The organism is Asaccharospora irregularis DSM 2635 (genome assembly GCF_900129815.1).
GTDB lineage: Bacteria > Bacillota > Clostridia > Peptostreptococcales > Peptostreptococcaceae > Asaccharospora > Asaccharospora irregularis.
Genome location: NZ_FQWX01000003.1, coordinates 105,945 through 128,442 on the forward strand (window position 1 = coordinate 105,945; position 22,498 = coordinate 128,442).

Here is a 22,498-nt window from a genome sequence, read left to right on the forward strand (position 1 = left end):
GTTAAGAGTTATTTATTTAATGTGCTATAATAGTCTTGTAGGGGGGACAAAATGAAGAATCTTAATATCATGAGTAAGGTAAATAAAAATATTCGTCTATTTCTCACAGTGAATATAATAGCATCTTTTGCAATGGGTATATTTAATATGTTAATTGGAATATACTTAAAAGAACTAGGCTATAAAGAGCACTTCGTAGGTATGGTATTATCTATAAATACATTTTCTATAGCGTTATCGTCTATTCCGAGTGCTTACCTACTAGAGAAAATAGGCAGAAAAAAGAGTTTAGCTATTGGTTTTTTATGTATAGCTATCGGCAGTAGTTTTATAGTATTACTTAATAATAAGCTCTTAATAATAGCGATGTCTATACTTGTAGGAACTGGGCTTAGTGTAAAAACCACAGCAGAGGGGATGTATATAACAGAGAATACAACAGAAGAAGAAAGAGTATTTGCATTTAGCGTAAACTTCATCATATTTAATGCTGGAATGATGATAGCTTCATTTATAGGAGGAGTTTTATCCTCTTACATCAGCAATTTCTTGACATCGGCACAGTCTATAACATTAATATTCATATCATCAGCCATATTATCTATGACAGGACTAATACCAATTCAGTTTATGAAAGAACCCGAAAGTTTAAAACCAAGAAGCCTAAAATCTTGTATTAAAGGGTATATAAAAATTTTAAATAAAAAGGTTCTCGAATTTATGACCTATAATTTTCTGATCGGTTTAGGAGCAGGAGTTGTAGTTCCATTTTTTAGTGTATATTTAAAGTACTCCATGAACATAGAGGATAATATTGTAGGAACAATACTTTCTATATCTCAATTTGGTTGTATCGTTTGTGGTGGATTAGTTCCTTTTCTTTCAAACAAACTCGGCAAAGTTAAAACAGTTATCTTGTGTCAAATATTATCTATTCCTTTTTTGGTATCAATAGCATTTCCTCAAGGATTGATTTTAGTTACTATATCTTTTTTTATAAGAAATGGTCTTATGAATATGGCAATACCTCTAACTCAAAATTTATCAATGGAACTTGTAGATAAATCAGAAAGAACAAATCTAAGCAGTTTTTTATCTTTGTCATCTAATATTAGTAGGGCAATGGGAATAGCAATTGGTGGATTTATGATGGAAAAAATATCTTATAACTCACCTTATTATTTAACAATAGTACTTTATGTAATGGGAATAATAATTTTTAGTTTTATATATAAGGATGATTTAAAAAAGGAAAAAATTAAAACTCATAGTTGTAAAAAAGTTAACTCGATAGGATAGAGTGTATTATACTCTTTAAAAGTTTACATAATATAGTTATAGTAAACTAAATTTAAAAATAGCGTCAAAAATTTCGCTATAAGCTCTACGATGGGTTTTAAAGAATTTTGACTGTTTTTAGTATTAATAGTCGATAAAAAATAAATAGACCCCTTAAATCGGAATTTAATGGGTCTATTTTTCGGCTTTATTGAAATTCATGTAGAATTTTATTAGAATATTTACACAATTCATTAAGGTTCTAATTAAAAAATATATAGTTTACAATAATTTAATTATGTATACTGATTGTGCATCCTTACCAAAATCTAACTTTAAAATATTCTAAGGTTATCCTTGATTAAATAAGCTTTCAGAAATCTTATCAGAAGCTTCTTTATCCATTTCTTTAAGTACATGAGAGTAAATATTAAGAGTTGTATTAATGTTTGAATGTCCAACTCTTTCAGAAATAACTTTTATAGGTACTTTAGAGTTTATAAGTAATGTTACATGAGAGTGTCTCAAATCATGAAATCTTATATGAGGTAAATTATTTTCGTTTAAAAACCTTGAAAACTTTTTACTTATAACATCTTGTGCTATAGGTTGCTGATTTTTGTCAACGAATATTAAGTTGTTTATATTTCTAGTACCGTTTTTTAATCTATTTTCAATAGCTTTTTTCTTGTACTCTTTTAATAAACTCATGACTTCAGATGGTGCTGATATTGTTCTTCTTGAACTATCTGTTTTAGGCTCTTTAAGTATGACCTTACCTTCATGTCTAACAGTTATATTTTCAACTGTTACAGTATTATTATTGAAGTCTATATTATTCCAGGTTAGGCCGAGTATCTCTGATATTCTAAGTCCCAGTCCTATAGCAAGATTTATTGGCAACTCCATATATGTATTTTTACAAGCTTCTAAAAGTTTTATCATATCTTTATTGTCGTAGATTCTATTTTTAAATTTTTTATTTCTAGGAATTTCTATACAATCAACTATATTTTCTCTAATTAGTCTAAGTTTATATGCTCTTTTGATAGCTAAATTTAATATATTTATATGAATCTTTATGGTTTGAGGAGTTAGTATTCCTACTAAATCGTCTACATAATTTTGGATATGTATAGGTCTCATTTCCACCACTTTAAGTTTTCCTATACTTGGAATTATATGTTTTTTGCAAATTCTAAGATAACAATTATAAGTTGTTATTGATAGATTTTCTTTGTATTTTTCTAGAAAATCAAGAAGAAAATCTTTTAGTATAAGGTTATTGGGAACCAAAAATTCATCCTTATATAACTCGTCTTTTATTTCGATAAGCTTTTTATTAGCGTCCCTTTTTTTATCGAAAGAACCCATATTCTTTTGTATTTTCTTTCCTGTATCCTCGTCCTTATATTCTAAATAAACTATATAGTTTTTACTCCTTTTTCGTATGAACACATAACTCATTTTATACCCCCGCAAATTTATAAATTATACATATATTGTAACATAAAATCAAAATAAAAATATGAAAAACTTCTGACCTATTACTGACATAAACTCAATATATACAATTATATAGATTGAAAACACTAGATTTATAAATTTTGGCATAAAATAATATATTTTATGTTAAGCATCAATCTATTTGCAGTAACCTAGAGCTAAATTTAATCATAATTTATATAGACAACTACTATTAATATAAATCTAAAGGGGCGTAAATTAATTGAGAGTTTTAGAAACAAAAAAATGTATATTAAGAGCTGCAACAATGGATGATGCAAAAGATTTATTTGAGTGTTACAAAAATGATGTGACGGTCAAGTATCTTCCTTTTTATAAACATAGAACGATAAAAGATACTAATAGATTTATAAGGTCATTTTTTTTAAACAACTATAAAAAGGGTAGAATTGGTCACTTTGTTATAGTATTTAAAGATGCAAATAAAGTAATAGGAAATATAGGATTTAATAATATATCATCTAATTCTAGAGAAGGGGAGATAGGAATCTGTATAAACCCTGATTATTGGGGAAAAAACATATCTAATGAACTCGCATTAGCAATTATTAAATATGGGTTTGAAGATTTAAATTTAGAGAAAATCATAGCTATTACATTTGAGGAAAATAAATTTTCACAAAAACCTTTAAATGATATCGGTTTTATATACACAGAGACTTTCAAGAGAAAATCTCCAAAGTTTACAAAAGGGTATATAAACTGCTACAAATATGAATTAACTAAAGACGGCTATAGATTCTCACTAGAGTAATTATAAAAAATAAGTAGTTCATATTAAAAAACTCATATATCCGTATCCTATACGAGTATATGAGTTTTAATTAAATATATATAAATTTATATTAATTATTTAAAGTTTTAAATCCTTGACCTAGAACCTCGTGTACGCTACTTACTATTATAAAGGCAGTCGGATCAGTCCCATTTACTAATTTCTTAAGATAAGTTTCTTGTTTTTTAGGTAAAACAACTAAAAGTATTTCTTTTTTATCTTTAGTATACCCACCTCTTCCTTCTAAAATAGTAACACCTCTATTTAGATCATCAGTTATAACTTCTCTTAATTTTTCTGGCTGATTAGATATTATTAAAAAAGCCTTAGAGTAATCAAATCCTGCCATTATTGCATCAGCTATTTTTACTATTACATAAAGAGCAATTGCTGAATAAAGACCTATTTCTAAGTTATTACTAGCTATACCTGCGGATATAACTACCATACCGTCTAGGAAAGTCATGAACTTTGTAGGTTTTATGCTAGGGAACTTCTTACTTAGTATAAGAGCTATCAAATCTGTTCCTCCAGTAGATGCATCAACCCTAAACATTATTCCTATACCTGACCCTAATAAAATACCACCAGATATTGCGGATAATAGTAAATCATCAGTCAATCTTAAATTAGATAAGGGTGATGTAACACCAACTATGAAAGAAAATAATACCGTTCCAAACAACGTTTTCAAAGAATTTTTAGTTCCCATTATTCTAAAAGAAAAAATAACTAAAGGAATTCCTATAACAAGCATTATTGTAGAAACTTCTAAACCAGTAATTTTACTTATTACTAAGGCTAAACCACTCATTCCCCCTGGAGCGATAGTATGTGGTTTAAAGAACATATTGATACCAACAGCCATTATTATGCTCCCTACAAATAGCCCTAACAATTCTATTAGAGCAGATGATTTCTGTTTTTTCATATAAGCACCTCCATAAGTTTTCACAATTAACTATTATAACAATAAATACGTGTTTTTTGAAGTTATTTTGAGGATATATTTTATTCTTTAATTATAGATTATATAAATATGTTTATTTTTTAAGCAAAGAGGGTAAATTAACTAATACAATAGATTTACTTATTTTAGCAAAAAAGTAAAATTCCATTGCTTATATATACTATAAGGGTATATAATATATATGTTTTAATAAAATATTGAAAGGAAATGATTTTATGAAAATTACTTTACCAGAAACAGCAGTTGATACATTGAAAGATATATTAAAAGATAACCAAGATAAACCTAATAGCATAAGAGTTTACTTCGCAGGAGTTGCATGCTCTGGGCCATCATTTGGACTTGCTTTAGATGAGAAAAAAGATGATGACTTAACTTATGAATTCGAAGGATTAGAATTCGTAATGAACACTAATGAATATAATACCTATGGCGATATAGTTATAGAAGATACTGGTTTTGGATTTAGAGTTGTTCCTGAAAACATGAAAGATCAAGGCGGTTGTGACGGAGGTTGCTCTGGTTGTGGCGGTCATTAATAACCAATAAACAAAAGGGGGGTATCAGTAAATACTGATGCTCCTTATTTGTTTAAAATAAATTTTTATTTAAATCAATTTTTAGATAATGAGGAGACATTTATGAGGAGAAGAAGAAAAAAGGGTGCAGATGAAAAGCTTTTAAGTTATGAAAACTATGTCATAAAAAATAATATAGAGTTATTAAAAGGAAAGTGGAAAAAAAGATTTAATAATGAAAATCCTATACATGCTGAATTTGGTACAGGTAGAGGTAAATTTATAACTACACTAGCTAAACAAAACCCTGATATCAATTATATAGCTATGGAAATCAAAGAAGAGGTTTTATTAAAAGCTGTTGAAAAAGCTGCTGAAGATAACCTAAGCAATATATTATTTGTTTGGGGGGATGTTAGCAACATACTAGACTATTTTGACAAAGGCGAGCTGGACAGAGTATTTGTTAATTTCTGTGATCCTTGGCCTAAAAAAAGATGGGCTAAAAGAAGATTAACTCACTCTAATTTTTTAGAAATGTATAAAACTATACTAAAAGAAAATGGAGAGCTTCATTTTAAAACAGACAATGAAAAGCTATTTGAATTTAGCTTAAATGAAATAGCATCTAACAACTGGCTGCTTAAAAATATATCACTTGATTTAGCAAACAGCGATTACACCGAAAATGTCACAACAGAATACGAAGACAAATTTATGTCGCAAGGCATAAAAATATTTAGATGTGAGGCCGAAAAACGTAATTAATTATAAAATAATATACTTAATTATAGAAATTTGCACTATTAAATCACATAAAACTAAGGCTGGGTAACAAGGAAACTATAATATATCATAGAAGATAATAATATACCATTTATATCGGAGGTTATTATTGAATATGAAAATAGTTACTTTGTTGCCATTTTTATTAATTATTACAATTTTTAGTTTTGGAAGTATATCTGTAGCACATGAAAGCTTAAGTAGTAATGATGTTTTAAGTGAGAGCCAGCTTAAAGAGATTTTCCCCGACTATAATTTTAGAAACGCCGTGAAGGAAAGGGTTAGTCCTAATGAAATAACGTTAAATAATATAAAATCACTCGATGGAGTGTTCGACGCTACAAATGAAAAAATTTCAGACTTAAAGGGAATTTCTACACTAGAAAATATAGACAGTTTTATTTTTTGGAATAATAATATAAAAACCATACCAAATGAGATATTATTATTAAATGATTTAGATTATATAAATATAGCTAATAACTATATAACTACAGATAATATTTTAAATTTACTGTCTAGAAAAGGTGTGAAAATTAATTATGATCTCAACTTTATTGATAGTAACAAAAACCAATATTTATTAGAAGCTAAGTATAAAAACTTAAGTATATCCAAAAATGAAAGTATAGATCTAAGAAAAGTTATCGAAAAAAATATTGATAATTATTATAAGTATTGGGAAGTTTCAACTGAAATACCAAAGGACCTAGATCTAGTAGTATACATAGAAGATAAAAATATAGTTTCTGAAAACGATATGATTATAACGGGTAAAAATAAAGGAACTACTGTAGTTAAGATTGGTTTGAATAATAAAAATTTAAATCAAATCGCAAATATTTCTATAACTGTAGATTAATCTATAACTTTAGTATAGATTAGTTAAATGGGACTGGTACACTATGTTTAGTGTGCCAGTCCCATTTTAATTGTCTTAAAAGAACCCATTCTTTTTATTTATAGAGTATAATCCTAATAAAACTATAAATGAATAAATACTATATAATGCAATTCTTATATACTGTACATCTACACCTAAAAATTCTCTCCCATGACCTTGTGTCAACATTACCAAGATAGATGATATAAGAATAAGAAGAGGGTTTATTACTATTTGTTTATCTGTTCTTAAAACTATTATTTTTTCTGCCCAAATAATAGACAATATGAAAAATAAAATTTTAAGTATAAATTCTACAGTATCTAACATATTCAAACTCCCCTTTACTCAGTGGATTTAATAGTATTATCTCCTTAAAAAATCAAACTTAATCAGAATATACTAAATTTACCACATCAAAAGTATACACAACTAATAACTTTAATACAATATATATATTATAAATAATTTAGTACTAAATTCATAATAAATGGATATAATAATCTAATATTATATACTTTTGTCCGTTTGAGTATTAAGTGTATAGTTAAAGATATTTATATTTATAAAAGACTAAGGAGGTATAATTATGTGCATGTATAATCACAGTTTTAATGATAAATTTGATTTAACAAATCTAAGTGAAGACGAATACAAATTATTAAAAAAAATCTACGATTCAATAGAAGCTAATGATGTGGATAGTGCAAAACATCTGACAGAAAATCTAATAGCTCTTCAATCCTCAGATGAAAGCATAAAAATATTAAATGAAGCAATATCTTTCCTATAAATTCTATAAATTATAATAAGTTCTATATCTAAGATATATTTTCCTCTCAAAATACATATTAATTTAATATATGTTTTGGAGAGGAGAGTGCTATGAATTCTAAATTTCTAAGCTGGTATACACAATCCTTAGGTGGTACCCTTGGCATTGTAGCATGTGTATATGCATACTTAAACGGTTATATGCATATTTACGGGAATATAGTTAAATTTTTCGACTATATAGGTATGTCTGGAGTTATAGGCAGTTGTTTTTTACTTCCTCTATGCATTATAACTTTATTATTTGGAGTTATTAAATCTTATACCGAGGACTTATCACAAAAGAATTTTTTAGGTATTCCTCTATCAAATATCAATCAAATTGTAATAGTCTCTACAGTTGTAGTAGGTTTTCTAGGGGCTAGAATTTCTTTTATCATACCTACTATTTTCATTTTATTTGACAATTACACCCAAACTGAGGCTTTTAACAACTTTAAAGACAAATTGCTAAATAGTAAGGCTACAGCTATACCTCAAGGTCTAGAGAAAACTCTAGTAATTGATGAGAAAACATGCGAAGATAAAACAATGTCTTTGATAGAGGATGATAAATACTTAAAAGTATTAAAAACAAAAGAGACGATTGCAATAGATCTTTTACATAAAAACTCAAGCAAAAAATTTATTATGGATATAACAGGATTCTCACTAGAAGAAATAGAACATCTTGAAAAAAGACTGAAGACGAAGGCATTTTAATAGGCAAGAGACTTTTATTATATTTGCCTGATTATAATTTAATGAAAAAGTTAATACATTAAAAGTGTTGATGATTTTCATCAGCACTTTTTCTTTTATAAAATAATTTTTTATGATATAATATTAGCACCAGGTAATAATACAAGGGGGTAACAATATGAAAATCGATGAAATAAGAGAGTTATTAAAGATTATAGATTCAACAGATTTAGACTATGTAAAACTTCAAACTGATGATTTAAAATTAGAGGCATCTAAAAAGTGTAAATCTACAGATGCAACTTCCCCTGCAACAATAAAAGATGCAACAAAGGATGATATATCTGAGATAGCAGTAGAGAAGTTAACAACAAAAGACAATGATGAAGAAAATTTTGATAAATTACATACAGTGGCAGCTCCTTTGATGGGCACTTTTTATGCATCACCAAATCCAGATTCAGATAACTTCGTAAAAGTAGGAGATATTGTAAATAAGGGCGAAACTCTGTGTATACTAGAAGCAATGAAGCTTATGAATGAAATTACAAGTGAAATTAAGGGCGAAATAATTGAAATTTTGACTAAAAATGAAGAGCTAGTAGAGTATAATCAGCCTCTTTTCAAAATAAAACCAATAAAGTAGGAGGAAGTAATATGATAAATAAGATACTAGTTGCAAATAGAGGAGATATAGCAGTTAGGATAATTAGAACCTGCAAAGAATTAGGAATAAAAACTGTTGCTATATACTCAGATGCAGATAGAGATTCCTTTCATAGATATATAGCGGATGAATCTATTTGCATAGGACCAAATAATATAAGCAAAAGTTATAACAATATAGAAAATATAATATACCTTGCACTAAAGCTAAGTTGTGATGCTATACATCCAGGATTTGGATTTTTATCTGAAAACCCTCAGCTTGCCGAAGAATGCGAAAAAAATAATATTATATTAATAGGACCAACCAAGGAACAAATGCTTCTAATGGGTGATAAATCACGAGCAAGAGAAACCATGGTTAATTTAGGTGTGCCTGTTGTACAGGGTTCTGAATCCGTCTTAAAAACAAAAGAAGAAGCGTTAGAAGTAGCAAATAAAATTGGATACCCAGTTATGATAAAAGCCTCTAATGGTGGGGGAGGGAAAGGAATGAGAATAATAAACTGTAAAGAAGAATTATTCTCAAGTTTTGATATAGCGAGTTCTGAAGCTCTATCTGCCTTTTCTAATAGCGACCTATATATGGAAAAATTTATAGAAAACCCTAGACATATTGAGGTTCAAGTGTTCGGAGATAAACATTCAAATGCTATACACCTCGGGGATAGAGATTGCTCTATGCAAAGAAGAAATCAAAAAGTAATAGAGGAATCGTTAAGTCCATTTCTTTCTGATGATCAAAGAAAGAATATATATAAAACAGCTTTGGATATAGTAAAGGGAATTGGCTATATAGGTGCCGGAACTATCGAATTTATAGTAGATAAGGATAAGAATTTTTATTTTATAGAAATGAATACAAGAATTCAGGTAGAACATACTGTAACAGAGATGATTACAGGCTTGGATCTTATAAAACTTCAAATTTTAATAGCTAATGGAGATGAAATACCTTTTAAACAAGATGATATAGTCTTTAGAGGTCATGCAATAGAATGTAGAATAAATGCTGAAGATCCTTCAAACGATTTTACTCCGTGTCCAGGAAGAATAGAGTCAATAAATATCCCTGGGGGATTTGGGGTTAGATTTGATACATTTATTTACTGTGGATATACAATCCCACCAATTTACGATTCTATGATAGGTAAGCTAGTTTGTTGGGCAGAAACTAGGGAAGAGTGCATAAGTAGAATGAATCGAGCTTTGGATGAGTTTATAGTAGAGGGTATAAAAACAAATGTAGATTTTCAAAGAGAGCTTGTGACTAGTGAAGCATTTAAAAACAATACCCATCATACTAAATTTATAGAAAATGTGTTTATAAATGAAGCGAGTACAATGTAAGGGAGTAAATAGATTATGATAAAAAAATTTCTATCATCTAAGGAATCTAAATACGTCACGATTTCTCTAGATGACAATTTTAAAGAAAATAGTGTAGACGATAAGTTTTGGATTTACTGTAAGGGATGCGATAAACATGTGTTTAGAAAAAATATAGAAGAAAATTTAAACATATGTCCTAGCTGTTCTTATCATTATAAATTTAAAGCAAGGGATAGAATAGATTTACTTATAGATAAGGGAAGTTTTGTTGAGTTTAATTCAAATATAGAAACTCAGGATCCTCTAAACTTTCCAAACTATAAAGAAAAATTAGAAAAATATAAAGAAAGTACTAATGAGTCAGAAGCTGTTATAACAGGCTATGGAAGAGTAAACGGCATAAAAACAGTTATTAGTGTAATGAATCCTGACTTTATGATGGGTAGTATGGGTTCTATTGTAGGAGATAAGATAACATATTCAATCGAGTATGCAGCAAAAAATAATTTACCTGTAATAATATGTTCGGCTTCTGGAGGCGCTAGAATGCAAGAAGGAATGGTATCTCTTATGCAGATGGCTAAGACGTCTCAAGCACTTTCTAAGCTAGAAGAAAAAGCTTTACCTTATATATCAATACTAACAGACCCTACGACTGGAGGAGTAACTGCTAGCTTTGCAATGCTTGGTGATATTATAATTTCTGAACCAAATACCTTAATAGGATTTGCCGGTCCTAGGGTAATAGAACAAACTATAAATCAGAAGTTGCCAGAGGGATTCCAAACATCAGAATTTTTACTTGAAAATGGATTTATTGATATGATAGTAGACAGAAAAAGAATGAAAGAAGTACTTTATAAAATTTTGAGTATCCACTCATAAGTTCAAATGCACGAGGAGGTGATATTTTGGCTAGTAGAGCTATATCTAAAGATGTAATAAAAGATAAAATAAAAGAATTAGAAAATGATATAAAACAGTTGATCTACATTTCTGAAAATAACAGCCTAGATTTAACTGATAAGATAAACTCACTCAAAGATAAATTAAGTAATCTTAAGGAAGAAGAGTTCTCAAATTTATCTCCATATGAAAAAGTTTGCATAAGTAGAGATATAAAAAGACCCACAACGAAGGATTATATAGATAATATATGTACACATTTTTTAGAATTACATGGAGATAGGTTATTTAAAGATGATCCATCGATAATAGGAGGAATAGGTCAAATTGATGAATATAAAGTTACCATCATAGGACATCAAAAAGGAACTGATGTAAAAGAAAATATAAAGAGAAACTTCGGAATGCCTCACCCTGAAGGTTATAGAAAAGCCCTAAGATTGATGAAACAGGCAGAGAAGTTTGGTAGACCAATAATAACGTTTATAGATACTCCTGGAGCATTTTGTGGTTTAGAAGCTGAGAAGAGAGGTCAGGGAGAAGCTATTGCAAGAAATTTACTAGAAATGAGTAAACTTTCAGTACCCATAATTGTATTTGTAATTGGAGAAGGGGGTAGTGGAGGTGCACTAGCAATAGGTGTAGGAAATGACATATGTATGTTGGAGAACTCTGTTTACTCAGTTATAAGCCCAGAGGGGTTATCTAGTATATTATTTAAAGATGCATCAAAATCTAAAGAAGCTAGTGATGTAATGAAACTTACAAGTGAAGATCTATATAACCTAAATATTATAGATAATATAATAAAAGAACCTCTTGGAGGAGCTCAAAAAGATCCAGCTTCAGTATCGAAAGAAATAAAATCTTATATAGTTGATAGATTAAATTATTACAAAAACTTTTCGAAAGAGGAGATTATAAAACAAAGATATGATAAATTTAGAGAAATAGGGAAGTGCTTATAAGGTAGACTATATCTAATTTGTAGATAATGTTAAATTTTATAGATAAATAGTAGATAAATAAAGGTTTTTTTTCTTACTTATAGAACTATATTGTAAACGACAATAACTTATTCGTAGTAGATAATTTATTAAGTATATAGTTTAAAAGGAGATGTTGAAATGGAAGTACTAAAGGTTTCCTCAAAATCTAATCCTAACTCTGTAGCTGGAGCTTTAGCTGGAATAATAAGAGAAAAAGGAAGTGCCGAAATGCAAGCTATAGGTGCGGGTGCATTGAATCAGGCCATAAAGGCAATTGCAATTGCCAGAGGTTTTGTTGCCCCAAGTGGAATGGATCTTGTATGTGTTCCGGCATTTACAGACATAATTATAGATGAAGAGAAAAAAACTGCAATAAAATTACTTGTTGAACAAAATAAGGCAAAATAAATAGTTAAAAACAAGTTTATGATTGAATTATGATTAATATTTAAATTGAACGTATAGATTAAACTATACGTTTTTTATTTTTCCTATTTTTACAATATATTGTAATTTCAAGCCTAAGAAGTGTTATATATAACTAGTCTTTAAATGTATATTTAGGGAATAGTTAAACTAAAACTTATTTATATCTACTTTTTTCTGTTAATAACAGAAATATTTCTAAATTGCTTATACTTTCTTATTTTTAAAAAATTTACATATTCCCTTACCTTGTATCTAATTATTTATTAAATGTATCTAATTATTTGTTAAGTTAAATAAAAACAAAAATTTATTATCTTTTTAGATATATTATTTATTTAGGATTAATTACAACTTATATAGATTTATTCGTATTATATTAATAACCTAATTAATATAATTACTTTTATTTTGTAAAGCTACTTCTAATTCAATTATATTTAAATAACTATGTTTATATCTATATACCTCATATCTTAATACTGCTTTTAATACTGCTAACCTTTAATGCTCTTAATAATCTCTTTGTTTATCGGTCTACCTAAAATATATAGTTTTAAGGAATAGTTGAACTTAAAAAAACTATATGTTATTTTATATTTAAGCTAACTATGGAGGTGATATTTTGAGTGACAAGAAAATAATAAAAATACATAATAAATCAGACAAGCCAGATAATATCGTGATCAGAGACAATACCCTTATAGAGCGATGTATTAATATAGAAAATAAACTTCCAAAGTTTATGAAGGACTATTTCATCTATTTAAAGGGATCTGTGGCAGTTTCTACGAGACTTGCCTACCTAGAAGACATACACTTCTTCTGTTCCTATTTGGTTGAATCACAAGAGCTTACAAATGCATCTGACATTAAAGATATTACCCAAAGTGAATTTGATAGAATTAGTGCAAGGGATGTAAACTTATTCTTGGGGGACTATTGTAGCAGGTATTATAGGCAAACTGACAAAAATACCCTAATATTTGAAAATAACAATAGAGCTTTAGCTAGAAAAAAATCTTCTATCTCTACTCTATTTAAGTTTTTATTTAGAAATGAACAAATAAAAAACAATATTACTGATGGATTTAACCCAATAAAGCTTCCAAAGCCTCAGCCAGATGCCATAAAACGTCTTGAAATCGATGAAGTCGCCAAAATGTTAGATGCTGTTGACACAGGAGAAGGTCTAACTGAAAAGGAAAAGGTATATTGGAAAAAGACTAAGCTTCGTGATAAAGCTATCTTAGCCCTATTTGTAACATATGGATTAAGGCTTAATGAACTTAGAGAATTAAATATTTCTTCATTTAACTTCTCAAGAGGTGAATTTAAAATATACAGAAAAAGAGGCAAAGAAGTTTTGATGCCTATTAACCATACCTGCGAATCTGTAATAAAGGATTATATTCTAAATGAAAGACCTCAATCTGAACTATTAGAAGAAGACGTAAGAGATGCCCTGTTTTTATCGTTACAGAAAAAAAGACTTACTCCAAAAGCAATAAGATCTTTAGTTAAAAAGTATACATCAATCTCTATGGAAACATCTAGAGAAAGCGGATATAGCCCGCATAAACTAAGAGCCACTGCTGCTACATCCTTAATCCAAACTGGTTTTTCTATTTATGATGTTCAAAATCTACTAGACCATGATAATGTAACTACTACCCAGTTATACGCTGCACATAAGAAAAATGTTAAACGAGACATTGTAAACAACTTTGAATGGATTGATGATGATAACGACAACAAAGAAATATAATTTAATCTATTTTTATATAGTATACAATAATGCAATTATGTAAACTACATTAGACTATATATAAAAATATAAAAAGTGCTAAAAATGCGACCTCCGAACAGATGTTCGCGAAGGCTGTTTTTGGCATTTTTTTATTAAATAAATAAATTTTTTCATCAAATAACAGTAAATCAAACAATTTCTCACTCTATATTAACTAAGTATTTATAAACTATACTCTAAGTATTGACCGTATATATGCCTTTAATTCAGCTAAAGAACAAATGTTTGTATAAATATTTGTATTATGTTACAATATATAGTAATAAGGTATTTATCTACCCTTATTAAGCTAAATTAAGTTTGGAAATGAGTGATTTTATGTATTTAGATTTAACTGATAAACAAGTTTTAATATTAGAATTTATAAAGTCTCAAATTATTGAAAAAGGATACCCACCTGCTGTAAGGGAGATTTGTGATGCCGTAGGATTAAAATCTACATCTACTGTCCATTCTCATCTAAATAAGCTAGAAAAACTAGGATATATAAGAAAGGACCCTACTAAACCTAGAGCTATTGAAGTTCTGGATGGAGGTAACTCTAATAGTGTTTCTGGAATAAACCAAGAAATATTAAATCTACCTTTAGTAGGCCAAATAACTGCTGGAGAACCTATATTAGCAGAACAGAATATAGAAGAATATATTCCCCTTCCAGCTAGTATAGTAAAAGGTACTAACAACTTTGTATTAAAAGTCAAAGGTGAAAGTATGATAAAAGCAGGTATTTTAGATAAAGATTATGTTATAGTTGATAAGAAAAATACAGCTTCAAACTCTCAAATAGTTGTCGCCCTTATAAATGGAGAAGCTGCTACTGTAAAGAGATTTTTTAAAGAAGAAGACAATACTATAAGGTTACAACCTGAAAATGATTTTATGAGTCCTATGATATTAGATGCTCGAAATGTTGAAATCATAGGTGTTGTTACAGGTGTATTCAGAGTAATAAAGTAAATAAAAAAAGATATGGATTTCCATATCTTTTTTATTTATAACGATTTATTTTACTACGTTTAAAGCTATCTCCATCATCTTTGTAAATGTTTCTTGTCTTTCTTGTGCTGAGCATTCTTCTCCTGTAAAAATACAATCTGATATTGTAAGTATACTCAATGCATTAACTCCTGCTCTTGCAGCATTCATATATAAAGCAGCTGATTCCATTTCTGTGCATAGAACTCCCATTTTTTTCCATCTCTTATAACTTTCTAAACCTTCATCTCCATAGAATATATCGCTAGATAATATATTACCTACAGTTACTTCTACTCCTTGTTCTCTAGCTACATTAACAGCGCTCTCTAATAAAGTGTAGCTTGCTGTTGGAGCAAATGTTCCTGGTAAGTTATATTGATGTGCATAGTTTGAATCTGTGCATGCACCCATTCCTATTACTACATCAAGCATTTTTAATTTGTCACTTATTGCACCTGCAGAACCTACTCTGATAAGGTTTTTAACTCCATAAAAATGTATAAGCTCATAAGAGTATATTCCCATAGATGGCATACCCATTCCAGACCCTTGAACTGATATTTTCTTTCCTTTATAATAACCTGTATATCCAAGCATACCTCTAACAGTATTGTACTGAACTACATCTTCTAAAAAGTTTTCTGCTATAAATTTAGCTCTTAAAGGATCTCCTGGAAGTAGTATTGTTTCTGCTATATCTCCTACTTTTGCATTATTATGTGGTGTTGGTGTTTTACTCATATTATAAATCTCCTTACTATAATCTATTTATTTAATTTAACTTAACTTAAAATAGTATCCCCTTAATTATTATTTTCCATAACATCTATCGCATGGATCGAGTTTATTACTTTCTTTTATTGTTCCTGAGAGGATAGTTTTACTTCTAATAAGTGCACTACAATCTCTTCTTGAATGATAACTTTTTCCTTTAGGAGTGTAATACACTATTTCATCATTTTGACCACTTTGCTGATTATTAATTTGCTGGTCGTTATTTTGAATATCTGAGTTGCTACTTTCTCTTTTACCTGGAGTGTAACTTCCCGCTTTACAGTTTGTTGAGACTCCATCGCCAGTTGAGATAAATATTATATCAGAACATTCATCATTTCTATGTACTTCTATTCCTAGTCTTTTTAACTTATCCATGGTCTCTTTATGTGGGTGTCCATAGGAGTTACCCTTTCCTACTTGAATTACAGCATATTCAGGAGTTGTTTTTTGTAAGAGTTCATCTGTTGAACTACTACGAGAGCCATGATGACCTACTTTTAAAAGGTCTATATCACAAAGTTTAGGCATAATTTCTTTTTCTGTTCCTGCTTCTGCGTCTCCTGTAAATAATATTTTATCATTTTTATTGGTAAAAAGTAAGACTAAAGATTGTTCATTGGTTGTACTTCCACCATTAGTGTTTAAAACCTCAAAATAAGAGTTTTCTAAGAAAAATTTATTATTTTCTAGTGGTACACTTGGAGATAGGCCTTTGTCTGACAAAGCATTTATAAAGTCTCTATAGCTTTTAGAATCTGCTGATCCATTAGATACGAATGCATTTTCAACCGCAAAGTTTTTTACTACCGCATCTAATCCACCTAAATGATCTGCATGTGCATGAGTAGATATAAGATATTTGATATTCTTTACACCCTGATTATTTAAATATCTTACCATAGAAGCTTCATCATCATTGTCTCCCCCATCTATTAGTGTGAAGGTTTCTCCTTCTTTAATTAGTATTGCATCACTATTTCCTGTATCTATAAAGTGTATTTCAGCGTTATTCAAGCTAGAAACTTGCGAATTAGAAATACTCTCAGATTCAATGTTTTCTTTTGAGGTAACTTGTTTTGGATTTTCAGTGTTATTACACCCATTTAAAAACAATGAAGTCGATACCAAAAGTAATGTCAATAAACTTTTAAATTTGGTGATTTTTTTATGCATAAATATTCCCTCCATAACAATATCAATTATATCATCATAGAGGGAATATAACAATTTTTTACCTTTATCTACATTTATTTTAACAAGCTAACATATTTATCTAATTTAGTCTATTTTAATCTCATACTTTATCTCTACTCTTCTAGATGCATCTCTATTTACCTCTCCATTACTTTCTTTTATAAGCTCAGCTTGTGATCTCCCAACAGCTATTATGTCTTTTCTTAACTTATCTTTGTATTTATAATCTCCTATTTCATCTCCAACCATATACTGTGCAACACTGTATGCTCTTCTTTGAGATAAATCAAGGTTGTATAAATAAGTTCCCACATCGTCTGTATGTCCTTCTATAACTATTTTGGATATATTTTTACCGTAATCCTTGTAAATAGTTTCTACATACTTAGGGATAAAAGTCTTTAGTATTTCTTTAGCTTCCGGCTTTAATTCTGAACTATCTACATCAAACATAGTTTTTTCTCCAAATGTTATCTCACCAGTGTTTTTATCTACCTCAACTGGAATTTTATTTTTATCTAGTGTTTCCTTTACTGAGATATTTACATTTTTGGCTAGGTCCTTTTCAACTGATCCTGCTATACTCTCTGAACTAAATAAAATTAGTATTACAACCATCAACACCGTTGATATTAAATCTGTAAATGTAGGCCAGAAACCACTTTGTTCAGATTCCTTATTTATAGTTCTTCTATATTTATTAATCATTTAAATCATCCTCATCTATATCTTTTATAATTGAGTATTCTTTTTCTATTTCATAAATTTCTTCATTAGAAGGTACTATATAATTTTTATCTTTTATTGAAGATATACCTGAAGCTTCTTTATATAAATCAAGGTAATTAAACATCATATCTAGTTTATCCTCTATATCCTTTGATGCATTTGATATTATATTACTAAGATTGTTTAAGTCTTCTTCTAGGCTTATCTTTCTGTCGTAAATATCTCTTTGGTTATCTATTATATTATCCTCTCTATCCACTAGCTTTAATAGTAAATCCTGTGCACTTCTTTCATATAATCCAAAAGTTGCACTTAGATTTCTCATATATTCACTAACTCTATATTGATTTTCTGTTAAATCATAGATTGATTTTGCAGACTCTTTTATATCGAGAAGAATTTCCTTATTTATATCCTCTTGCTTATCGTAATTCTCAAATAATCTATTAAATTTTATATTTAAAATATTGAATTGTTTATCTAGCTTTCTTATATTTTGATCAAATGTTTTAATAGAGTTTTGAGATCCTTCTAGTAATCCCTTTAAAACTTCTATTCCACCTATAAATTCCTCGTTAAATTCAGTTAAATCCTTAGATATTTTATCAAATCTTTCTATAGCTTCAATAGATTTACTTATCTGTTTTATAGTATTTTTCACTTCTTCTATTTTTGAATCAACACGTTCTGATTTAACATGTGTGACATCTGAAGTTATTAAATTTTCAAGTTTTAGCATAATTTGTACCATTACATGCTCGCAATTATTAATTTTTGTTGAGAAATTTATTATCATTGAACAAATTATACCAAATATACTAGTCGTGAATGCAGTTTGCATACTACTTATTGTACTTGGTAGAGAGTCTATAATATTTTTAGTATCTACATTTAAGAGCATCATAGAAAGTCCTACAAATGTACCTAACACCCCTAATAATATACATGTTGAAGATGATCCTTTTATACTTCTTATTTCCTCTATCATAGGCTTATTTTTATGTCTAAAATCTGAAGCCACCTCTTCAATAAAGGAAGTCATATTAATTTCTAAGTAAGGATTTTCCTGTTGATATACACTGTACTTACTTTTAGCGTTTATGTATAGTTTGCTATTTTTGTAATTGCTATTTAACTCTATTAACTCGGTATTTATGAAATTGTATAAATTTCTATTTTCTAAAATTCTTACCAACATATATAGAGTTATCGCAATTAAAAATATTACTGTTATGGAGTTTGTAAATATTGAACTAATTAAATTAGAACTTATATTACTCATTATCATCACCCTGCCTTATAATTTATTTATCAATAAATTTATATGTACTAGTTGCTAATAAAATACAAAATAAAAGTAGCCTAGTTAAATTTAACAGGCTACTTTACTTTTATTTTATAGTAATTTCCATATAATCACCAAGTGCATGTTGTATAGGAATTATAAGAGTTAAAGAATTTTTATCTCTATAACTAAATACTTCAGGATATACAAACTCTCCATTATTGTTAGAAAAATCGGCTTTTAATAATGAATCTTTTATCCATGCTTCATCCTTTTGTTTTATATAATCCTTTTGTACCTTAGCTAAGTTTTTATCCTTTGTTTTTAATTCGTACTTATCATCACTTAGTAATACTTGAGTAACTATATCTACATCCTCATAGTCTTTAAGTCTTATTTTAGACTCTTTTTCTAAGTCTATATTAGTTGTACAAGCAAAGCTAGTCGGATATGCATTGTTTGAATTATTATAATATCCCTTATACAGTATAGATATCATGTTATCATTTAGAAGTTTTATTTCATAATTAACTTCTAATGTAAAATCTTTAGAATCAGAAGTATAGTGTTTCTTTATATTAGATATGTCATCTTTTATTATAGTGTTTATCTTTTTACTTTTATCTTTATTATCCTTTAACTCTATTTGAGGATACTTTATTAATATGTCATCCATTTCGTATACCACTTCTTTTACACTCTTATCACTACTTTGTGATAAAACACTACTTTTAGATACTTCCTTTTCTTTTGATACACTTTGCTGGCTACAGCCAGTAGCCATAAATCCTACTATTATCATCATAGGTATTGCTATAAAGAATTTTCTCATATGAAATTTTCTCCCTCTTTAAATTATTTAGATAACACATAGAAATTCTTGGCCCAAGAAGCTTCGATTTGTGAACAAAAACAATTTCATCGTTGTGTTTAAATTTATTATTTTGTATTTAATTAATTCTCACTATATACTAACAATTCCTTGTTGTTTTTAAAAATTAAAATAAAATATTATTGACTGATTTTAACAAATTTTATAAAAAACCCGTCAATAATATTTTATTTGTCTATATTTAGTGAATTAACACTATATTTTAACAATATATTCTAACAATATTTTTTTAACTATTACATTTATAGCAAACACATTTGTAAACAGAATTATCACAATTACAGTTACAGTAATTTTTTTGGTCACATTCTAAATAGTTCATATTGCATCCACAATGATTTGTATAGTGATTTTCGTAGCAATCAGCTGCTTTATTTAAACACTCTTTAGCTTCATCCATCAAGTTTTCACTCATATCAGATAGTTTTTTATGTTCACACCAAAGGTCTTTAGCCCTATTTACTTCTTCATTATATTTCTCTTTAAGGCACTTAGCTCTTCTGTCTGATTCACTTGCCTCATTAGCAACTTGATTAGCCTTTTGACTTAAACAACAAGCCTTTTGACATTTTTCATTTGCAATTTCTTCATACTTTTTGCAATTAGGATTAAAACAATTACAGTTTTTATTAAAGCACTTATTTTTGGACTTATTGCTAAATTTATTATTACATTTATGGTGGTTATATTTACAAGTTTTCCCCTTATTCCAATATTGCATTCAAATCACCCTTTAAATTATATTATTTGAGACTTATTTTCATTTATTTAAATCTCTTATTGATATCATTATATGGAAGTATACCTAAAGTGTTACAAAATAACTCTATATACACAAATAAACGACATATTTCTTTTTATCTAAGGGATGAGATTATCTACCATAATTTACAATTATTTTTTTATATATGCTGATGTTATAATATTAATAGAGGTAGGTAGAGGTAAATTTTATTATATTTATTTTAAAAATATTGTAAATGGGGGAAATAATATGGCAAATGCAAACGATATCATAGTAAATGAAGAGGGATTCTGGTCTAGGGAAATCAGATGTCCTAAATGTGGAAGTTCAAATCTAAATAGCTTAGTATCTAAATCTAAATCTTTATATCAGTATTGTGAAGAATGTAATTATGAAAAAGATAATTCTTTGAAACACGTATCTATTGATTCTATTCTAATGACAATCAAAAATAATTTTAAAAAACTTGAAAAGAATAATACAAACCTATTAAGTATAGATTTAGTCCAAGAAAAATCTAAACTAAGTTTATTGGTGAATAGAGAAAATTTAATTAGCGAAAACATTCCTAATGAATTAAGCAATAATGACATATTTTTTATAAAAAATAGTATCTATTATTTAATAGAAGATTTCTATAGCTATGATAATAAAGTACATAACAATATATCTATAAACATAATATAAAACAAATATAAAACAAAATCCCTGAAACTAATTATAAGTTACAGGGACATATATCATAAAGTATTAATACCTTTACCACAATATTAACATTTTTGTAAATGCAAAAAATTCTCTAATATAATATACAGGTACAAATGATGCTTTAGATTTACTAGTGTAGAATGTAGCACTAGTAAATCTATTTTTTTTGGCTAATATACTACTTCTAAAGGCATGAAAATCTGTAGTCACAACCTTTATATTTAAGTCTTGAATCTCTTTTTTTGAATGATTTTCTATCATTTTTTTAGAGAATTTAAAATTCTCATATGTATTTTTAGACATATTTTCTTCGATTATTATATTTCTATTAATTCCATTATTTATTAAGTACTCCTTCATAGCAAAAGCTTCCGATACATTTTCTCCGCTTCCTTTTCCACCAGATACAACTATATAACAGTCGTCGTTTGTTTTGTTTATATACTCTATGGTGCTATCTAACCTTCCCTTTAATGTTAGGCTTGGTGTATTATTTTTTACAGCAGCTCCAAGTACAATTAAATAATCACAGTCATCTTTAATATTTCTTTTGGGATAAAAAATAAATACAGATTCTAGTATTAAAAATACCGTCAACAAAGTAGTAAACGATAACTTTAAAAATCTATAGAGTTTCCTATTTATTTTTTCCTTTATTTTATGGTAAATAATTAGTACTATCCCAAAAATCAGGAAAATTTCATCAAAGGATATGCCTCCAAAAAACAGCCTTAAATAAAAATAATATATTATAAACACACTAGCTATCATTAAATCTATATTCTTTTTCATAAAAACCTTCCTATCTA

At 28.1% G+C, this 22,498-nt stretch carries 25 protein-coding genes; 15 read left to right on the plus strand and 10 right to left on the minus strand.

What is annotated here, in order from left to right; translation table 11 throughout:
* The first annotated feature begins 51 nt into the window (after window positions 1-51).
* Window positions 52-1,299 carry an MFS transporter gene (locus BUB34_RS02490; protein ID WP_073123909.1) on the plus strand — a complete coding sequence of 416 codons (1,248 nt, stop codon included), beginning with the start codon at window positions 52-54 and terminating at the stop codon, window positions 1,297-1,299.
* Between the two features lie 330 nt (window positions 1,300-1,629).
* On the opposite strand, the gene BUB34_RS02495 is transcribed toward BUB34_RS02490, so the two are convergent.
* Window positions 1,630-2,745 (minus strand): site-specific integrase, encoded by a 1,116-nt coding sequence (locus BUB34_RS02495; RefSeq protein WP_073123911.1) that lies wholly within the window; start codon window positions 2,743-2,745, stop codon window positions 1,630-1,632.
* A gap of 262 nt (window positions 2,746-3,007) precedes the next feature.
* Here BUB34_RS02495 and BUB34_RS02500 point away from each other — a divergent pair, with 262 nt between their 5' ends.
* Complete coding sequence (locus BUB34_RS02500; protein WP_073123913.1) at window positions 3,008-3,559, plus strand: GNAT family N-acetyltransferase; 552 nt, start codon at window positions 3,008-3,010, stop codon at window positions 3,557-3,559.
* A 91-nt stretch (window positions 3,560-3,650) separates the two neighbouring features.
* On the opposite strand, the gene BUB34_RS02505 is transcribed toward BUB34_RS02500, so the two are convergent.
* A complete protein-coding gene (locus tag BUB34_RS02505) occupies window positions 3,651-4,511 on the minus strand; it encodes a YitT family protein (RefSeq protein ID WP_073123915.1) in 861 nt (286 codons plus the stop codon).
* A 254-nt stretch (window positions 4,512-4,765) separates the two neighbouring features.
* Between BUB34_RS02505 and BUB34_RS02510 the strand changes: the two genes are divergently transcribed.
* The 3 genes from BUB34_RS02510 to BUB34_RS02520 all read left to right on the plus strand — a co-directional run bounded on the left by BUB34_RS02510 (window position 4,766) and on the right by BUB34_RS02520 (window position 6,716).
* Window positions 4,766-5,089, plus strand: a complete 324-nt coding sequence (locus BUB34_RS02510; protein WP_073123917.1) for a Fe-S cluster assembly protein HesB — start codon at window positions 4,766-4,768, stop codon at window positions 5,087-5,089.
* A 102-nt stretch (window positions 5,090-5,191) separates the two neighbouring features.
* Entirely contained in the window at window positions 5,192-5,836 is a 645-nt protein-coding gene (gene trmB, locus BUB34_RS02515; protein ID WP_073123919.1) for a tRNA (guanosine(46)-N7)-methyltransferase TrmB, read from the plus strand.
* A 133-nt stretch (window positions 5,837-5,969) separates the two neighbouring features.
* Window positions 5,970-6,716, plus strand: a complete 747-nt coding sequence (locus BUB34_RS02520) for a hypothetical protein (protein WP_073124060.1) — start codon at window positions 5,970-5,972, stop codon at window positions 6,714-6,716.
* 75 nt (window positions 6,717-6,791) lie between these two features.
* Here the strand turns inward: BUB34_RS02520 and BUB34_RS02525 are convergent, their stop codons facing one another.
* The gene (locus BUB34_RS02525) at window positions 6,792-7,067 is read right to left on the minus strand and encodes a hypothetical protein (protein WP_073123921.1); all 276 of its coding nucleotides are present in this window, start codon (window positions 7,065-7,067) and stop codon (window positions 6,792-6,794) included.
* Window positions 7,068-7,326: 259 nt separating this feature from the next.
* On the opposite strand from BUB34_RS02525, the gene BUB34_RS02530 reads away from it, so the two are divergent.
* The 9 genes from BUB34_RS02530 to lexA all read left to right on the plus strand — a co-directional run bounded on the left by BUB34_RS02530 (window position 7,327) and on the right by lexA (window position 15,338).
* Window positions 7,327-7,530 carry a hypothetical protein gene (locus BUB34_RS02530; RefSeq protein ID WP_073123923.1) on the plus strand — a complete coding sequence of 68 codons (204 nt, stop codon included), beginning with the start codon at window positions 7,327-7,329 and terminating at the stop codon, window positions 7,528-7,530.
* Window positions 7,531-7,622: 92 nt separating this feature from the next.
* Window positions 7,623-8,273, plus strand: a complete 651-nt coding sequence (locus BUB34_RS13040; protein WP_073123925.1) for a hypothetical protein — start codon at window positions 7,623-7,625, stop codon at window positions 8,271-8,273.
* Between the two features lie 157 nt (window positions 8,274-8,430).
* On the plus strand, window positions 8,431-8,898 hold the full coding sequence (gene accB / locus BUB34_RS02540; protein ID WP_073123927.1) for an acetyl-CoA carboxylase biotin carboxyl carrier protein: 468 nt from the start codon (window positions 8,431-8,433) through the stop codon (window positions 8,896-8,898).
* A gap of 11 nt (window positions 8,899-8,909) precedes the next feature.
* Window positions 8,910-10,268 (plus strand): acetyl-CoA carboxylase biotin carboxylase subunit, encoded by a 1,359-nt coding sequence (gene accC, locus BUB34_RS02545; RefSeq protein WP_073123929.1) that lies wholly within the window; start codon window positions 8,910-8,912, stop codon window positions 10,266-10,268.
* A gap of 15 nt (window positions 10,269-10,283) precedes the next feature.
* On the plus strand, window positions 10,284-11,135 hold the full coding sequence (accD, locus tag BUB34_RS02550; RefSeq protein ID WP_073123931.1) for an acetyl-CoA carboxylase, carboxyltransferase subunit beta: 852 nt from the start codon (window positions 10,284-10,286) through the stop codon (window positions 11,133-11,135).
* 26 nt (window positions 11,136-11,161) lie between these two features.
* A complete protein-coding gene (locus BUB34_RS02555) occupies window positions 11,162-12,124 on the plus strand; it encodes an acetyl-CoA carboxylase carboxyltransferase subunit alpha (protein WP_242948811.1) in 963 nt (320 codons plus the stop codon).
* 159 nt (window positions 12,125-12,283) lie between these two features.
* Window positions 12,284-12,553, plus strand: a complete 270-nt coding sequence (locus tag BUB34_RS02560) for a stage V sporulation protein S (protein ID WP_073123933.1) — start codon at window positions 12,284-12,286, stop codon at window positions 12,551-12,553.
* A 640-nt stretch (window positions 12,554-13,193) separates the two neighbouring features.
* Entirely contained in the window at window positions 13,194-14,339 is a 1,146-nt protein-coding gene (locus BUB34_RS02565; RefSeq protein WP_073123935.1) for a tyrosine-type recombinase/integrase, read from the plus strand.
* 360 nt (window positions 14,340-14,699) lie between these two features.
* Entirely contained in the window at window positions 14,700-15,338 is a 639-nt protein-coding gene (gene lexA, locus BUB34_RS02570; protein WP_073123937.1) for a transcriptional repressor LexA, read from the plus strand.
* A 45-nt stretch (window positions 15,339-15,383) separates the two neighbouring features.
* On the opposite strand, the gene deoD is transcribed toward lexA, so the two are convergent.
* The 6 genes from deoD to BUB34_RS02600 form a co-directional block, all read right to left on the minus strand.
* Complete coding sequence (deoD, locus tag BUB34_RS02575; RefSeq protein WP_073123939.1) at window positions 15,384-16,100, minus strand: purine-nucleoside phosphorylase; 717 nt, start codon at window positions 16,098-16,100, stop codon at window positions 15,384-15,386.
* A gap of 69 nt (window positions 16,101-16,169) precedes the next feature.
* Entirely contained in the window at window positions 16,170-17,309 is a 1,140-nt protein-coding gene (locus BUB34_RS02580; protein WP_242948812.1) for a ComEC/Rec2 family competence protein, read from the minus strand.
* Between the two features lie 105 nt (window positions 17,310-17,414).
* Window positions 17,415-18,038 carry an OmpA family protein gene (locus BUB34_RS02585; protein WP_073123941.1) on the minus strand — a complete coding sequence of 208 codons (624 nt, stop codon included), beginning with the start codon at window positions 18,036-18,038 and terminating at the stop codon, window positions 17,415-17,417.
* Window positions 18,031-19,341, minus strand: coding sequence for a hypothetical protein (locus BUB34_RS02590; RefSeq protein ID WP_073123943.1), 1,311 nt, complete (start codon window positions 19,339-19,341; stop codon window positions 18,031-18,033). The genes BUB34_RS02585 and BUB34_RS02590 overlap by 8 nt, the downstream gene beginning before the upstream one ends.
* Window positions 19,342-19,450: 109 nt before the next feature.
* Window positions 19,451-20,176, minus strand: coding sequence for a polysaccharide deacetylase family protein (locus BUB34_RS02595; RefSeq protein ID WP_073123945.1), 726 nt, complete (start codon window positions 20,174-20,176; stop codon window positions 19,451-19,453).
* Window positions 20,177-20,465: 289 nt separating this feature from the next.
* On the minus strand, window positions 20,466-20,957 hold the full coding sequence (locus tag BUB34_RS02600) for a hypothetical protein (RefSeq protein WP_073123947.1): 492 nt from the start codon (window positions 20,955-20,957) through the stop codon (window positions 20,466-20,468).
* 273 nt (window positions 20,958-21,230) lie between these two features.
* Between BUB34_RS02600 and BUB34_RS02605 the strand changes: the two genes are divergently transcribed.
* Window positions 21,231-21,668, plus strand: a complete 438-nt coding sequence (locus BUB34_RS02605) for a hypothetical protein (RefSeq protein ID WP_073123949.1) — start codon at window positions 21,231-21,233, stop codon at window positions 21,666-21,668.
* Window positions 21,669-21,740: 72 nt separating this feature from the next.
* Here the strand turns inward: BUB34_RS02605 and BUB34_RS02610 are convergent, their stop codons facing one another.
* Window positions 21,741-22,481, minus strand: a complete 741-nt coding sequence (locus BUB34_RS02610) for a YdcF family protein (protein WP_073123951.1) — start codon at window positions 22,479-22,481, stop codon at window positions 21,741-21,743.
* Window positions 22,482-22,498: the final 17 nt, after the last annotated feature.

What these genes read in the sequence shown, in the direction of transcription:
- BUB34_RS02490 (WP_073123909.1), top strand. Translation starts at nt 52, where the DNA reads ATGAAGAATCTTAATATCATGAGTAAGGTAAATAAAAATATTCGTCTA.
- BUB34_RS02495 (WP_073123911.1), bottom strand. Translation starts at nt 2,745, where the DNA reads ATGAGTTATGTGTTCATACGAAAAAGGAGTAAAAACTATATAGTTTAT.
- BUB34_RS02505 (WP_073123915.1), bottom strand. Translation starts at nt 4,511, where the DNA reads ATGAAAAAACAGAAATCATCTGCTCTAATAGAATTGTTAGGGCTATTT.
- BUB34_RS02510 (WP_073123917.1), top strand. Translation starts at nt 4,766, where the DNA reads ATGAAAATTACTTTACCAGAAACAGCAGTTGATACATTGAAAGATATA.
- trmB (WP_073123919.1), top strand. Translation starts at nt 5,192, where the DNA reads ATGAGGAGAAGAAGAAAAAAGGGTGCAGATGAAAAGCTTTTAAGTTAT.
- BUB34_RS02520 (WP_073124060.1), top strand. Translation starts at nt 5,970, where the DNA reads ATGAAAATAGTTACTTTGTTGCCATTTTTATTAATTATTACAATTTTT.
- BUB34_RS02525 (WP_073123921.1), bottom strand. Translation starts at nt 7,067, where the DNA reads ATGTTAGATACTGTAGAATTTATACTTAAAATTTTATTTTTCATATTG.
- BUB34_RS02530 (WP_073123923.1), top strand. Translation starts at nt 7,327, where the DNA reads ATGTGCATGTATAATCACAGTTTTAATGATAAATTTGATTTAACAAAT.
- BUB34_RS13040 (WP_073123925.1), top strand. Translation starts at nt 7,623, where the DNA reads ATGAATTCTAAATTTCTAAGCTGGTATACACAATCCTTAGGTGGTACC.
- accB (WP_073123927.1), top strand. Translation starts at nt 8,431, where the DNA reads ATGAAAATCGATGAAATAAGAGAGTTATTAAAGATTATAGATTCAACA.
- accC (WP_073123929.1), top strand. Translation starts at nt 8,910, where the DNA reads ATGATAAATAAGATACTAGTTGCAAATAGAGGAGATATAGCAGTTAGG.
- accD (WP_073123931.1), top strand. Translation starts at nt 10,284, where the DNA reads ATGATAAAAAAATTTCTATCATCTAAGGAATCTAAATACGTCACGATT.
- BUB34_RS02560 (WP_073123933.1), top strand. Translation starts at nt 12,284, where the DNA reads ATGGAAGTACTAAAGGTTTCCTCAAAATCTAATCCTAACTCTGTAGCT.
- lexA (WP_073123937.1), top strand. Translation starts at nt 14,700, where the DNA reads ATGTATTTAGATTTAACTGATAAACAAGTTTTAATATTAGAATTTATA.
- deoD (WP_073123939.1), bottom strand. Translation starts at nt 16,100, where the DNA reads ATGAGTAAAACACCAACACCACATAATAATGCAAAAGTAGGAGATATA.
- BUB34_RS02580 (WP_242948812.1), bottom strand. Translation starts at nt 17,309, where the DNA reads ATGCATAAAAAAATCACCAAATTTAAAAGTTTATTGACATTACTTTTG.
- BUB34_RS02585 (WP_073123941.1), bottom strand. Translation starts at nt 18,038, where the DNA reads ATGATTAATAAATATAGAAGAACTATAAATAAGGAATCTGAACAAAGT.
- BUB34_RS02590 (WP_073123943.1), bottom strand. Translation starts at nt 19,341, where the DNA reads ATGAGTAATATAAGTTCTAATTTAATTAGTTCAATATTTACAAACTCC.
- BUB34_RS02595 (WP_073123945.1), bottom strand. Translation starts at nt 20,176, where the DNA reads ATGAGAAAATTCTTTATAGCAATACCTATGATGATAATAGTAGGATTT.
- BUB34_RS02600 (WP_073123947.1), bottom strand. Translation starts at nt 20,957, where the DNA reads ATGCAATATTGGAATAAGGGGAAAACTTGTAAATATAACCACCATAAA.
- BUB34_RS02605 (WP_073123949.1), top strand. Translation starts at nt 21,231, where the DNA reads ATGGCAAATGCAAACGATATCATAGTAAATGAAGAGGGATTCTGGTCT.
- BUB34_RS02610 (WP_073123951.1), bottom strand. Translation starts at nt 22,481, where the DNA reads ATGAAAAAGAATATAGATTTAATGATAGCTAGTGTGTTTATAATATAT.